This is a genomic window from Endozoicomonas sp. SESOKO4, assembly GCF_024606275.1.
Genome location: NZ_JAHHPS010000534.1, coordinates 1 through 12,737, shown reverse-complemented (window position 1 = coordinate 12,737; position 12,737 = coordinate 1). Strand labels below are relative to the sequence as shown.

Sequence of the window (12,737 nt, the reverse complement as noted above, 5' to 3'; positions counted from 1 at the left end):
CTTGTAATTGGCCATTAACCAACAGAGGTTGCCCAACAGCCAGGGGTTCCAGAAGTTGCTGAAGTGTTGGATTACTCTCGAGTCCTCGCAATACAACCGGCTTGCCAGAGGTCAATGCCTCCTGCAACCCACTCTGCCGTCGTCCAAAATGCGCCTTTTGTTCCGAGGTGATATGGATATTATCAAACAGTTGGCTGAGACTGGTCTGTTCATTAACCTGAATCACCAAAGGTGATTCCTGATGATTGATCCAATGACTGGCCTGAGCCTGTTGCTGATACGTGACGGTATTAAAGACGGCCTGATCTCCCATTGAGCGCTCATCGTTTTCTGCCAATCCCAGGGCTTTCGGCTGCCGTTTTGTATGAGCAACCCGAAGTTGAGGCTTCAGGCCTGTCGTCTCGCGAATCACTTGCAGTGAACCCAGTAAACGAAACCAGAGTGCCTCACTGAGGGGAGATGTGACGGTGACGAAACCACCCGCTCGAACTTGTTTCAACAGACAGGTGTTAGGAACTGCATAGCCTTCCGGGGCGATGGCAATCGGGCCCAGCCATTCCCCGATATTACTCTGGTTAATAATGATCGGACTTCCTGATGCGTGCTCCTTATCAAGTTCTTTGTCACCTTCTTTTTTGTCACAAGAATGGGACAGGCTTTGGAACAGTGAATGAAGCTCGCCCTTCCCTACCGGCATCTGGTAAAACTGAACATCCTCTGGTAACTGACAAAGCTTGCCGTTGCTCTCAAAGCTCCTTTGCGCGATTATCTGTCGAATTGTCTGTTCAAATGCCAGATCCTTCCAACTGGCTCCTTTCAGAATCACCCTTTGTCCGGTCTTCAATAGCTCAAGCCTGCCGGGGATGTGCCGGATTCGCCCTTGTTTATCGACTCCGGGACCACCCAGAAGCAACTGTCGCCAGTTACTGTGCAAGTGACAGTCAATAAGAACGGTATGGTTGTCATCTCTATCACTTTCGGGAGATGAGAGTTGAGTCAATACAGGAGGAACCTCCTTGATGTCCATGGATGAGGCATTGTCTGTCTGTGGGTCGAACTGCCAGGTATTTCCCGGCCGATTAATTCGCCGCCAGAAATCAGCGCCCGGCGCGTCGTCACGCTGACCAGCCAACGCCAACTGTGCAGGGTCTGCCAACACCAGCAGGGCAACATGTTCTCCCAGAGGGCGTTTGTTCTGACTAACTTTGTCGAACAGGCAGGGATTATCCGGGTCCAGGAGATCGTTAAATTTTGGCAGATCGTTGCTGGTGAGCTTTCGGATATCCATCACCAGAGTGAGTGGCTGTGTCCCTTCAAACAGCCTGCCTGAACGCAGAATGTGGCGACCCTCTTCAGATATGCTCAACCGGCTGACCAGATTGGCCTGTGAGAGGTCATCAGGATGGGCAATAAGGGCGACATCCCGATGTTCATCGACGGTCAGGGTCACTAAAAGCTGTCGGACCTCATCATCACTGGCGACAAAACGAAAATCGAAGGGACAAGGGGCCTTAAGAAGCAAAGAATTCCTTGAGGATAAGCTTCTCGACTTGTCGGGCAACGTCATCGGAGGTGACGATCTATTTATTTTGGGCGTTATATCAGAGTAAGTTTTTACATCTTTTTCTGATGATGAATCCGGCTTTGCTTTCTTCTCCCGAACGCCACTTTCAAGAACGCGTTTGTTTATCTGTCCAGCGATAGAACTGTCCATAGTTAGTCTTCCTCCTCCAATCTGAAGGACTGTATTGAAATCTTTAATGATGTGACCTTCAGATAGCATGGAAGTTCCATTCGGATAGATCCCCCTGACCATCGCAAACGCGGCGGCCTCGTGGAGTCTTCATGGACAGTGGTAATCTGGGAAAAGATCTCTGCAGGGGATAATTTCGTAACAAATCTTGATATGCTTCCCTTCGGGCAACATCCGGTCAACAACCATTCTGGCAATTTTATCAAGCTCTATGCAGCTTCTGGCGAAGAAGAGCTTAAGCGTTATGAAAGTGCGGGTTTTACTTGTTCACTTTACCTTTCAGAGGTCGAAGTCTTCTGTTCTGCTCCATATCATCAGGCTTGCGTTTTCGATGTGCTCTTTGGTGATCAGTCAGAGCTTTAACACTCTTGCAGACCTTTCCACATGGCCACGGTTGGCCATCCTCCCCGACCACTAGCGTGACACAGGTTTGTTGCCGGGTGTGGACTTTTCTTTTGTGTTGCGACAGGGCTCTGACACTCATACAGACAATCCCGCATGGTTGCCACAGACCATCCTCCCCGATCACAGTTGCAGCACAGATTTGTTGTCTGCTGTGCTCTTTACTTTTGTGATTTGACAGAGTGGAAGCATTCTTGCAGATAATTCCGCATGGCCGCGACTGGCCGTCCTCTCCAACCACGGTCATGTCACAGGTTTTTTGCCCAGTGTGGAATTTGCTCTTGTGATTCGATAGATGCAGAGCATTCCTGAAGAGCTTCCCGCATGTTCTTTGCAGGCCATCCTCCCCGACCACCATCGCGTTACAGATTTGTTGCCCGCTATGGGCGCTTTTTCTGTGACTCGCCAGGGTTTGGGCATTCTTGAAGACCATCAGGCATGGCCGTAGCTGGCCATCATTGCCAACCACTGTAACATCACAGGTTCTGTACCCGTTATGGCATCTGTTTTTGTGAAGCGAGAGGGCTTGAGCATTCTTACAGACCATCCCACACGGCTGCACCTGACCATTTTCCGTGACCACTTTTACTTTACAGTCTTGCGGCCCGGTGTGGGCTCTTCTTTTGTGAACCCACATGACCTTCATATTCTTGCAGACCTTCCCGCATGCCTGCTGCTGACCATCCTTGCCGACCACTGTCAACTCGCAGATTGGTTGCTGCCGCCCGCTGTGAAATTTGCATTTATGATCCATCAGAGCTTGTGTATTCTTACAGACAATACCGCATGTCTGCTGCTGGCCGGCCTCATTGACCACTGCTACGTCACAGGTTTGCGGCCCGGTGTGGAATCTTCTTTTGTGAGCCCAAAGGGCTTGAGCATTGCCGCAGACCTTCCCGCATGACTGCTGCCGACCATCCTTGGCAATCACTGTCACCTCACAGGTTCGTTGCCTGGTGTGGAATTTGAACCTTTGATCTGACTGGGCCTTTACAGTGTTTGTCCCGGAAACGTGAGGTTGACTCTGACTCAATTGGAATGATCCTGTCGTTGTTTGTTGTTTCTCTGAAGTCTCCAATGGGGGAATGAACTGGGTAAGCGCAAGGGAAATTCCGGCTTCTTCGGGAAGGCTACGTGGAACGATTAACCCATTTATGGCCGAAACACCGCCAGCAGTGGCAGGAAAATTCACACCATCATTGGCCAGGCCGGGAGCGCCAGTTGTATTGAACGCCCCTGCGCCCATGAAATGTGGAGCGCTTACAGAATCAGAATAATTCATGCATCTAAAACAGTACCCATTGGCCAAGTGGGGACATGAGCTTTGTTCAGAGTCCGGTGGCCATTCAGCGGGCAATCTGCCATGAGATGACGGCCGGAATTGACAAACACCATGACACGGATTTACGAAACAATTAAACGCCAGAGAATGCAGGCGTTTATAAGGATCTCCGTTACCGCCGCCAGTGCCAGAATAAAAGGAGCTGATGCAAAAGCCTGCGGGGCGGGTGGTGGCTTCGGGAGTTTGTTGGCCCGATGATTCTGATGGTTGGTATGATGATCGGTCAGATCCGGAGCCATACATCATAGTGATGGTCGCAAACGGATAATCCTGACTGGCCTCTTCTTGTCCAACCGGATTAAGCGACGATGAACCGGGGTTCCAACGGCTTTTTAAAAGCCAGATGATCGCGACAGCCGCTTCTGCAGTCAACCATGAGTATGGGGTGTTACTTAAAGGAGTCACTTTGATGGTCAGTGTCCGTTCGTAAGCAGCCAGCAGTTGAGTGGCATAAAGCGATTGCCACGCAATCGATTCGATCATGGTCGTTTTCACCCTGTAACCCCAAGATCTGCGCGGTGTGTCATCGGGCGATGAATCTGGTTCTGTGAAGCCGTTTGGGTCGAAAATGTCTGACGGGGTTCCCGCAGGTTTTATAGAAAAACTCTGGTTTGGAAAAATTCTATCCTGTTCAAGCTCGATAATATAACGTTCTGTCAACCTTTCGGCCTGACAGACGACAGACAATGTCGGCAACAGCAGCGCCGCAAAGAGTGAGTGTTTAATAATTCCAGCCCTGCGTTCCGATTGATAAGGACGAAGGATAGATCAAGAAAATAAGCGTGCTTTTCTGTCAAAGATTTTCTGTCAAAAACCAAAGGGGTCCCCGGGCAAATCATGGGCTCATTTCATATTGGAGAAGACTAAACCTGCCTCCTTGATTTACAGCGTCTACAATTATCGGTTTAAAGTAAATACAGGATTTGGAAAACACTCGCTATGACAAAACTACTGCTCGTACCCACAACAATAATACTGTGCAGCCTGCTAACAAGCTGTGTCACTGAGCCGATGGCTGAGGAAGATAGCTTCTATGACCATGAGCGCCCTGCCCCGGTATTGACAGAGGAAGAATCAGCCATCAGCCGCCAGAACCGCATCAATGCCAACCAATATCGGATGAAACACGGCCGGGGGGGCGACTACCAGCCCTCTCCCGGGCAGCCGGGCAAGCCCTCCTGGAAAATGACTTTTCCCTACAATGAACCGATCATTATAGAAACCGAATCACAATCACAATAACAGGGACGAAATGATGAAAATGGAGCGAAAGAGAGAGAAAATGCTGCCCGGTCTGTCAACTGGACAGCAAATTTGAATTCGGCGTTCAAGCGAGTTCAACTGGCAGGTGCAATTCGTAGCTGGATAACACCATTATCCTTGATTTTCACGTCACGAACTTCAGCCTGATAGTCCGATTGGGCCACATCGCCCGAAAGGGTAATACGAGCGACGACATCCAGACTTTCTGCATCTGACAGACTGCTGGCCCCCATCATCATGGCGGCATTATCATCCAGTATTACCTCTTTGGGAAGGTCACTCACCTTCAGAGGAATAGCAGCAATAGGGGGCTTTTTAACACCACTCTCACGGGCAAACACGATAACTCTGGCCTGAGCTGGAAGGTCACTGAGTTCGGGAGCCAATTCGACATTGATCCTCAATTCTGCAACCGCCTCACCCATCAGCTTACGTGCTTTGGTGATACCCACAGACAATGACTGTCGTGCAGTCATATCATTTTCAATAGAGAGTGCTTTGGTCCAGGCCTGCACAGCCTGTTTGTAATCTTCCCGTTCGAAAGCATCAATGCCCTTGAGCCCTAATGCCGTAGTATTGCTTTCGTCCTTGCTCAGAGCATCCTGATAGAGGCCACGAACTTCGCCATTAACCTGGTTACGGTTGGCCAGGAACAGTACCTGAGCCAGTTGAGCCGCTGCCTGAGGACTGCCTTCCGAGACCGTGTAGAGTGTCTTATAGGCGTCAATCGCCTTATCCACTTCCCCCTTTGCGATATAGCGGCCCGCCAGCAGATACCAGGCCTGAGCATTATCCGGTCGCTTGTCGCGCCAGGCTTCCAGCGCAGAGATCATCTCTTCATGAGAAGCATCCGGATTCATCATCATCCCAGTCACAGACAGCTCGGTCTGAGCTCCCAGATGCAGGTAGACCGGTACGGCCATAGTTGGAATCAGGAGGGCCAGGAATAAAGCAAGACCTTTGCTGCTACTGCTTGTGTAACTGAGTGTTTCTTCCTTATCAGTCACATCTTCCAGTAGTTTTTTTTTCAGCTCAGTGCGAATCAGTTCGGCATCCTCTGGCGTTACCAAACCCTGGTCCCGCTGCTTTGTCAGATCCGCTTCCTGCTCTCTGAAATAAGCGATGTTGGAAGCCTTGTCTGAAACATCCTGATCAGAACTGCGTCGACTGCGAAACCACAAAGGCAGCATGACCAGAGCCATACCAGTGAGAGTTAATATTGTGGCGATTATCCAGAACTGCGTCATTTATCTTTACCACCCAGTATCTTGTCAAGCTCGGCTTTGTTCTGCTCGTCCAGCCCTTCAACTTCGGTCTCCGGACGATGCTCTTTAAGGATTCTGAACAGTATAAAAATGCCCAGAAGCAGCAGAATCAGAGGGCCAAACCAGAGCATAATGGTGCGGGCATCCATTCTGGGTTTATAGAGTACAAAATCACCGTACCTATCCAGCATGAACTGGATAACAGTGTCATCATCCGCCTTTTCCTCAACGATCATACGGTGCACTTGACGACGCAGATCTTGCGCAACAGGCGCATTGGAATCAGCAATGGACTGATTCTGGCACTGAGGGCAGCGCAGCTGTTCGTTCAAACGGAAAAACTGTTCCTGCTGCCGGGGAGAGTCAAACTGATAGTTTTCAATGACCCCGGCATGGGCGCTCAAACTGACTAACAGCACAGCGAGCCCCATCAGCATGGAGACGCTTACAGATTCCAGCAGTGATGAGCGCCTGAAAAAAAAGTCGAGAGTCATTGCACTAACTCCTTTTGCAGGGCATCGTAAAGGGGCTTGAGATCTTTCTTCCAGACCCGGTCATCAAGGATCCCGATGTGCTTGTAACGAATCACACCGTGCTTGTCGATCAGGAAGGTTTCCGGTGCGCCATAGACCCCCAGATCAAGACCCAACCTGCCATCCTTATCAACAATATTGAAAAGGTAAGGGTCTTCCAGACGATCCAGCCATTCCAAAGCCCCCTGACGCTCATCCTTGTAGTTGACGCCAACAATATTGATGCCTTCGCGGGCAAGTTTCATCAGGTAGGGGTGCTCCACCTTACAGGCCGGACACCACGAGCCCCAGACATTAAGCAACAGAATCCTGCCTTTCAATGCTTCTTCAGTAACGGTCTCTGCGGGCTGCTGCAATTTTTTCAGGCTGAATTCAGGAACCGGCTTGTCCAGCAGCATAGAAGGCAGTTCATTTTTATCTTCCATGAACAAACCGATGTAGAGCAGAACACAGAAAGTCAAAAAGAAAGCTAACGGTAAAAACAGTTTCCAACGCTTCACGCCTGACCTCCTGTGGTGACGGTTGCATCTTTCCCTGAATCCAGGGAGGGCCCGGGATTACCCGCCAATGCAGCTTTTTTCCCGCTCAGGGCGACTTTCTTCTTGAGACGGACACGATAACGCTTGTCCGAAATGGCCAGCAAACCACCCAGAGCCATGAAGATAGAGCCTAGCCAGATGAAACGAATATAAGGCTTAACGTAGAGCCGAACAGCCCAGCTATCGTCACCCAGAGGCTCTCCCAGGGCTACATAAAGATCACGGGTCAGGCCCGAATCAATGGCAGCCTCTGTCATCGGCATACCCTGAACGGTATAGACACGCTTTTCGGGATTAAGGACAGCAATCTGCTGCTTATCTTTAAAGACCTTCACAGTACCGAAGTCAGAAACATAGTTAGGGCCCTGGCGCTGATTCACACCATCAAAACGAAAGACGTACTCACCCACCCGGGCTGTGTCGCCCGGATTCATACGCAGATCTTTCTGAACGCTGTAACCAGAGGTCAGAGCCACCCCTATAAAGGTCACTGCCAGTCCCAGGTGGGCCAGTTGCATACCATAATAGGCAGGTTTGAGCTTTCTCATTCCTTTCAGAAGGCCGATGTTTCGGGTTTTGTTGCGAACATCCTTACCGATGGTTAATACCATCCAGAGCACGAGTCCAATCGCCAGGGCTTCACTGACCAGGAAGCGGTCACCGTATAAGAAACTGAAGATGATGCCACCGACAACAGAAACGACCAATATCCAGCGCACCTGCTGCTTCAACCAGCTGAGAGAACCTTTTTTCCAGTTCAGCAGGATACCGATACCCAGACAGGCAGCCAGCAGCATGGAGAGTGGAACAAACAGCAGATTAAAGTAGGGAGGGCCAACAGAAATCATGCCCAGATCCAAAGAGTCAAGGAGTAGTGGGAACATAGTACCCAGCAGTACCGTGGCACAACTGGTCACCAGAATAATGTTATTGAGTAGCAACAAGGTTTCGCGCGATAGCAGTGAGAAACTGATTTTACTTCTCACTTCCGGTGCCCTGAATGCAAACAGGGTCAGGGAAGCCCCCACAACCACCAGCAGATAGCCGAGAATGAAGAGACCACGCTCAGGATCGTTGGCAAAGGCGTGAACAGAGGTCAGCACACCGGAACGAACCAGAAAGGTACCAAACAGACTCAGGGAGAATGTGGTGATAGCCAGCAGCAGTGTCCAGCTCTTGAACAGTCCGCGTTTTTCAGTCACCGCCAGAGAGTGAATAAGGGCCGTACCGGTCAGCCAGGGCATCAGGGAAGCATTTTCCACAGGGTCCCAGAACCACCAGCCACCCCAGCCCAGCTCGTAGTAAGCCCACCAGCTTCCCAGGGAAATGCCGGCAGTCAGGAAGCACCATGCCACAGTTGTCCAGGGACGAGCCCATCGAGCCCAGGCGCTGTCAAGCTGTCCACCGAGCAGGGCCGCAATAGCAAAAGCAAAGGCTACAGCAAAACCTACATACCCCATGTAAAGCATGGGTGGATGAACAATCATACCCAGATCCTGCAGTAGCGGATTCAAGTCAGAACCTTGAACAGGGGGGAATGGCAGAATACGAGCAAATGGGTTAGAAGTCAGCAGAATAAACAACAGAAAGCCAACGCTGATCATACCCATGACCGACAGAACTCTCGCAGACAGTTCCGGCGGCAATTTGTTGCTGCGCAGGGCAACCACCTGTCCCCAGCCCGTAAGAGTCAGAATCCAGAGCAGCAGAGAGCCTTCATGACCGCCCCAAACCGCAGTCACCTTGTAGTAAACAGGCAGCAGGGAGCTTGAATTGCTGGCAACGTACTGAACAGAGAAGTCATCCGAGACAAAAGCGAACACCAGACACATGAACGATAACAGGACAAAAACAAACTGCCCTGAAGCCAGCGTTTTACCAGTGGCCATCCAGTTCAGTCGACCATTGTAGCTACCCAGCAACGGAATAATGCTTTGCAGCAGTGCCAGACAGGTGGCCAGTATGAGGGCAAACAACCCCAGTTCAGGATTCATGACTGGCTCTCCGATGGTTGAGGCTGAGGGTTCTCTAAAGACTGTTGATTCTCTTTCTGGTACGACGGGGCGCCATTAGATTTATCTGACGGATTGCCTGACTTCGTACCATGAGCCTTGTCGATGGCCTTCTGTACTTCCGGAGGCATATAGTTTTCATCATGCTTGGCCAATAGCTCCTCGGCTACAAAACGACGGTTTTCATCCAGTTTTCCGGTTCCGACAATGCCCTGACCTTCTTTGAAAAGGTCCGGCAGGATTCCGGTATATTCCACTTCCACTTCACCATCGCCATCACTGATTCGGAAAGTGGCTTTCAGGCTATTCGGATCACGTTTGACCGTACCCGGAACCACGATACCGCCACCCCGGATCCTCTGACCAACGGGCGCTTCGCCAGTGGCCATCTGGGCTGGTGAGAAGTAATGGTTGATGTTTTCCTTCAGGGCAAACAGAGCAAGGGCCACAGCAATACCGACGCCGGCTACCAATAAAAGGATCAATAATAAGCGTTGTCTGCGAACCGGATTCATTCCACTTCCCCCTCCCGGGCACCCTGAGCTTTAATGTTGACGCTATCTTCCTGCTGACGGGCTATTGTTAGTTTTTGCTCTCTGTCAGCCCCGGAGCGTTGATTTCTGTTCCCGTTTGAGCTTTTACTGAGGCTGAGGCTCTTATCAACGCCAAGGTTCCAACCTCTGGATTGGCTGCTGCGCACCTGACGCTGAATCTGGGACACAATCCGCTCTCTGAACCGCAATGGGGAAACTATGTTGTAGACAATGATCAGTAGCCCCATGCCATAAGCTGACCACACATAAACACCGTGACCACCCATGTGTATCAAACTGGCCAGATTTTCAAAATACATAGTCATCAATTCTCCTGTCTGGCCAATACGGTCTTGTGAACCCATTTAGTTCGGCGCTCACGGTCCAGTATTTCGGTTCGCAAACGGAGAATAAGGACGACGGTAAAAAACAGATAAAAAGCCGCAATACTGATCAGCAGAGGCCAAAGCATCTCAGGTGCCATGGACGGCTTCTCGGTTAACTTGAGCGTGGCGCCCTGGTGCAGGGTATTCCACCACTGAACAGAAAATTTGATGATAGGGATATTAATCACCCCAACCAGAGTCAGGATGGCGCAGGCTTTGGCCGAGGTATTGGTGTTTCTCATGGCGCCTCGAAGGGCGATGACCCCCATATAGAGGAACAGCAGAATCAGCATAGAGGTCAGTCTGGCATCCCAGACCCACCAGGTTCCCCAGGTCGGTTTACCCCAGATGGCACCTGTTATCAGAGCCAACAGGCAGAAAGAAGCCCCGATGGGTGCACAACACTTGAGTGCCATATCAGCCAGTTTCATTTTCCACACCAGAGTGACGATACCTGAAAAGGCCATCATCACGTAGATAGCGGATGCCAGAAAGGCGGTAGGAACGTGGATAAATATGATCCGGTAACTATTACCCTGCAGATAGTCCGGTGGCGCAAATACCAGGCCCCAGATCAAGCCGGTTGCCATTAACAGGGCTGCCACAATGGCCAACCAGGGCAACCATTTGCCACTGATCTCGTAAAACCATTTGGGCGAGCCCAGTTTGTGAAAAAAAGTCCAGTTCATTTTTTACTCTACCGTGACTGGTTCCTGTTGCTCAGTCTGCAACTATTCTCAGTGATGCGGCTATCGCCAGAGGCGCCAGACACAATCCAAATATCAGCAATGCTGCCATCCACAATAAGTGCCCTGAATAGGACATACCCTCCACTGCCGTCTGAACGGCACCTGTCCCGAAAATCAAAACAGGAATATATAAAGGTAAAGAGAGCAATGTCAGTAGTATTCCTCCCCTCTGAACACGCACTGTCAGCGCAGCACCAATAGCTCCGGCGAGACTCATCAGGGGTGTTCCCACCAGCAGACTCAGTATTAATGCAGGGAAAGCCTGTGTCGGTAAATGCAACATCAAGGCCAGTAAGGGGGCCATAACAATCAGTGCCACACCGGTCGTCAGCCAATGCGCAGAAATTTTAGCCAACACCAGTAAAGGCAATGGGTGGGGCGACAATAATAGCTGATCCAGTGAGCCGTCTTCCTGGTCACTTCTGAACAGGGAGTCGAGGGAGAGAAGGACTGCCAGCAAAGCACCTATCCAGACAATGCCCCCGGCTAACTGAGACAAAAGTTCTTTTTCAGGGGCGATACCCAGAGGAAACAGACTGGCGACCATCAGATAAAAGGCCACCGGATTCAAGGTCTGCCCCGGTGTCCGAAAGGCCAGTGTAAGGTCTCGTTTAACCATTCCCAGAAATGCCCGGCCACCCCGTAATGAAGTGTCACTCATAACCAGGCCCCTGACTCTTCATGACCGGTCTCTTCATCTGAAGCGGCATATGCCTCCAGAGGCAGCTTTGTGACCCGGTCAGAGAGCTTTGACAAACTCTGATGGCTGGTCATTACCACAGCACCGTTTTTTTTGACATGCCGGGCCAGCAGTTGTTCAAGCCAGGCCACTCCCTCCATATCAATCGCCGTAAAGGGCTCATCGAGAATCCAGAGCGGCGTGGCTGACAACGAAAGGTCTGCCAGAGCCACCCGTCTGTGCTGCCCTGCCGAAAGCTGCCCACAGGGAATCTCTTCATAGCCAGCAAGGTTCACTTGCTCCAGCGCCGAAAAAATCGACGGTTCCGGGTAACGTTCGTTACGAAGGTTTGAGCGCCAGAGAATATTCTCAATCGGAGTGAGTTCAGTTTTAACGGCAGGCTTGTGACCAAAGTAAAATGTCGACAACCTAAATTCCGCATAGATGCTGGAAAGCTTCTGCCCCTGCCAGATCACCTCGCCACGATAATCGCCGCAGAGGCCAGCCAGCACTCTCAAAAGCGTGGTCTTACCCGCTCCGTTACAGCCTTCTACCTGTAGCAGTTGACCGGGGGACAGTTGAATGGAGAGATTTGAAAAAAGAACACGATCGTCTCGTTCACACTCCAGCTTAGCCACTTCGAGCAAGTCGTTTTCCCTAAAATCTGTCAGTCAAATGAGTCTTTCGGAGACCCTTGGCGTCTCAGCCCTTATACGGCTGAAATTTCATAGCAGTTTACGATTGACGTCTGTTGACTGTTCAAAAAATACTCTGACAGCCATAAAGTCGGACAGGATTATATCGAAAAAGACGTTCGTTCCGAAGTAATTAACTATCTAGATTGGGTAAATCCGCTGAAATTGAACTGACTCGAGCCAGCTCAGCGTTCTCATTCGCCGGAGTCATCAACGATCCCGGTTGTTCACCCACCAGACCCCAGCCTCAACCCGCGAAGCCACCCCTTGCCCTCATAGCCTTGAGTGTTTCCAGTCCATCCATACCTTTCATTTTCAGATCCGGCAGACAGTCCCGGAAAACAGACAGTGATAATAGCGGACAGCGCCTTAAATCGAATGAGCTACAGCAACATAGCTCTCTTTCTGTGATGTCTGGGCAAAAACCTGCCGATCAGGTGCAATCGGCAGGCATAGCAACGTGAAACCGGTAAACTTGATTTCCGATCTACCTATAGCCGAAAGAGTGCTCCCTGCGACTTGGCAGGGAGTTGAATTTCGTCAGCCCGTCAGGGCTGATCCTGGTTCTCAATATACTCTTTGATAA

General features: G+C 50.7%; 12 protein-coding genes. 1 reads left to right on the top strand and 11 read right to left on the bottom strand.

Features of this window, described 5'->3' with window-relative positions; all coding sequences use genetic code 11:
• A partial coding sequence (locus tag KDK16_RS10425; protein ID WP_257276012.1) for a hypothetical protein occupies positions 1 to 1,714 on the bottom strand: 1,714 nt, incomplete at its 3' end.
• Positions 1,715 to 2,012: 298 nt separating this feature from the next.
• Positions 2,013 to 4,157 carry a hypothetical protein gene (locus KDK16_RS10420; protein ID WP_257276010.1) on the bottom strand — a complete coding sequence of 715 codons (2,145 nt, stop codon included), beginning with the start codon at positions 4,155 to 4,157 and terminating at the stop codon, positions 2,013 to 2,015.
• 279 nt (positions 4,158 to 4,436) lie between these two features.
• Between KDK16_RS10420 and KDK16_RS10415 the strand changes: the two genes are divergently transcribed.
• Positions 4,437 to 4,739 carry a hypothetical protein gene (locus tag KDK16_RS10415; RefSeq protein WP_257254202.1) on the top strand — a complete coding sequence of 101 codons (303 nt, stop codon included), beginning with the start codon at positions 4,437 to 4,439 and terminating at the stop codon, positions 4,737 to 4,739.
• Positions 4,740 to 4,834: 95 nt separating this feature from the next.
• Here KDK16_RS10415 and ccmI read toward each other — a convergent pair whose 3' ends face one another.
• Genes ccmI through ccmA form a run of 9 tightly spaced genes read right to left on the bottom strand, consistent with a single transcriptional unit; the run spans position 4,835 to position 12,103 of the window.
• The gene (gene ccmI, locus KDK16_RS10410; protein WP_257276008.1) at positions 4,835 to 6,007 is read right to left on the bottom strand and encodes a c-type cytochrome biogenesis protein CcmI; all 1,173 of its coding nucleotides are present in this window, start codon (positions 6,005 to 6,007) and stop codon (positions 4,835 to 4,837) included.
• Complete coding sequence (locus KDK16_RS10405; RefSeq protein ID WP_257252304.1) at positions 6,004 to 6,519, bottom strand: cytochrome c-type biogenesis protein; 516 nt, start codon at positions 6,517 to 6,519, stop codon at positions 6,004 to 6,006. The genes ccmI and KDK16_RS10405 overlap by 4 nt, the downstream gene beginning before the upstream one ends.
• Positions 6,516 to 7,058 carry a DsbE family thiol:disulfide interchange protein gene (locus KDK16_RS10400; protein WP_257252306.1) on the bottom strand — a complete coding sequence of 181 codons (543 nt, stop codon included), beginning with the start codon at positions 7,056 to 7,058 and terminating at the stop codon, positions 6,516 to 6,518. The genes KDK16_RS10405 and KDK16_RS10400 overlap by 4 nt, the downstream gene beginning before the upstream one ends.
• Complete coding sequence (locus KDK16_RS10395; RefSeq protein WP_257276006.1) at positions 7,055 to 9,091, bottom strand: heme lyase CcmF/NrfE family subunit; 2,037 nt, start codon at positions 9,089 to 9,091, stop codon at positions 7,055 to 7,057. Before KDK16_RS10395 ends, KDK16_RS10400 begins: the two co-directional genes overlap by 4 nt.
• On the bottom strand, positions 9,088 to 9,624 hold the full coding sequence (gene ccmE, locus KDK16_RS10390; RefSeq protein WP_257254226.1) for a cytochrome c maturation protein CcmE: 537 nt from the start codon (positions 9,622 to 9,624) through the stop codon (positions 9,088 to 9,090). Before ccmE ends, KDK16_RS10395 begins: the two co-directional genes overlap by 4 nt.
• The gene (gene ccmD / locus KDK16_RS10385; protein WP_257276005.1) at positions 9,621 to 9,968 is read right to left on the bottom strand and encodes a heme exporter protein CcmD; all 348 of its coding nucleotides are present in this window, start codon (positions 9,966 to 9,968) and stop codon (positions 9,621 to 9,623) included. The genes ccmE and ccmD overlap by 4 nt, the downstream gene beginning before the upstream one ends.
• Positions 9,968 to 10,717 (bottom strand): heme ABC transporter permease, encoded by a 750-nt coding sequence (locus KDK16_RS10380; RefSeq protein WP_257276004.1) that lies wholly within the window; start codon positions 10,715 to 10,717, stop codon positions 9,968 to 9,970. Before KDK16_RS10380 ends, ccmD begins: the two co-directional genes overlap by 1 nt.
• Positions 10,718 to 10,748: 31 nt before the next feature.
• The gene (gene ccmB / locus KDK16_RS10375; RefSeq protein ID WP_257254222.1) at positions 10,749 to 11,438 is read right to left on the bottom strand and encodes a heme exporter protein CcmB; all 690 of its coding nucleotides are present in this window, start codon (positions 11,436 to 11,438) and stop codon (positions 10,749 to 10,751) included.
• A complete protein-coding gene (gene ccmA / locus KDK16_RS10370; protein ID WP_257254220.1) occupies positions 11,435 to 12,103 on the bottom strand; it encodes a cytochrome c biogenesis heme-transporting ATPase CcmA in 669 nt (222 codons plus the stop codon). The genes ccmB and ccmA overlap by 4 nt, the downstream gene beginning before the upstream one ends.
• Positions 12,104 to 12,737 lie beyond the last annotated feature (634 nt).

Excerpts from the sequence above, each read along its gene's own strand:
- ccmI (WP_257276008.1), bottom strand. The coding sequence starts at position 6,007 with ATGACGCAGTTCTGGATAATCGCCACAATATTAACTCTCACTGGTATG.
- KDK16_RS10405 (WP_257252304.1), bottom strand. The coding sequence starts at position 6,519 with ATGACTCTCGACTTTTTTTTCAGGCGCTCATCACTGCTGGAATCTGTA.
- KDK16_RS10415 (WP_257254202.1), top strand. The coding sequence starts at position 4,437 with ATGACAAAACTACTGCTCGTACCCACAACAATAATACTGTGCAGCCTG.
- ccmD (WP_257276005.1), bottom strand. The coding sequence starts at position 9,968 with ATGACTATGTATTTTGAAAATCTGGCCAGTTTGATACACATGGGTGGT.
- KDK16_RS10395 (WP_257276006.1), bottom strand. The coding sequence starts at position 9,091 with ATGAATCCTGAACTGGGGTTGTTTGCCCTCATACTGGCCACCTGTCTG.
- ccmE (WP_257254226.1), bottom strand. The coding sequence starts at position 9,624 with ATGAATCCGGTTCGCAGACAACGCTTATTATTGATCCTTTTATTGGTA.
- ccmB (WP_257254222.1), bottom strand. The coding sequence starts at position 11,438 with ATGAGTGACACTTCATTACGGGGTGGCCGGGCATTTCTGGGAATGGTT.
- KDK16_RS10380 (WP_257276004.1), bottom strand. The coding sequence starts at position 10,717 with ATGAACTGGACTTTTTTTCACAAACTGGGCTCGCCCAAATGGTTTTAC.